1 protein-coding gene is annotated in these 520 nt (G+C 61.7%); it reads left to right on the top strand.

Translation table 11 applies throughout. From position 1 onward, the window contains the following. Positions 1-165: 165 nt before the first annotated feature. Positions 166-414, top strand: a complete 249-nt coding sequence (locus HLH48_RS22895; RefSeq protein WP_182999739.1) for a helix-turn-helix domain-containing protein — start codon at positions 166-168, stop codon at positions 412-414. The last annotated feature ends 106 nt before the right edge of the window (positions 415-520 follow it).

Below are 520 nucleotides of genomic sequence, written 5' to 3'. Positions count from 1 at the left end.
TGTCAGTGCTGGATGTAATCTCCCCAAAACGGCTGGCTGAAATTTCCCCAGTTTGACCGAGGATCGTCCTGGCGGGGGCATGCCCCCGCCAGGACGATCGTTCCCCAAATAACCTGCGCATCCCGGCAGAAGGGCGAGCAGGTGATTGGCGTGAGGGAGACTGTGTTGATCCACGAATTGAAACGACAGGGACTGGGTGTCAGCGCGATCGCGCGACAGACGTGCCTGGACCGCAAGACGGTGCGCAGATATCTGGCCCGGGGTATTGAGGCCCCGCGCTACAGCCCCCGCGAGGAGAACGAGCGCATTGCCGAACGCTTTCGCAGCTATTTGCTGGGACGACTGGAGGCGTATCCTGGACTTTCCGCTCGCCGGCTGCACCGCGAGATCACGCCGATGGGATACGAGGGGTAATCATCCGGCGAGAGACGCGGGCGTATTCAGGCGGCGATGGTATTGTGGACCTGCTGGTGGGCTTTCCAGTGCCAGGGCAGGAGTTCATGGAGGCGTGGATTGGGGA

The organism is Gluconacetobacter sacchari (assembly GCF_014174255.1).
Lineage (GTDB): Bacteria > Pseudomonadota > Alphaproteobacteria > Acetobacterales > Acetobacteraceae > Gluconacetobacter > Gluconacetobacter sacchari.
This window is presented reverse-complemented; position numbering and strand designations above follow the sequence as displayed.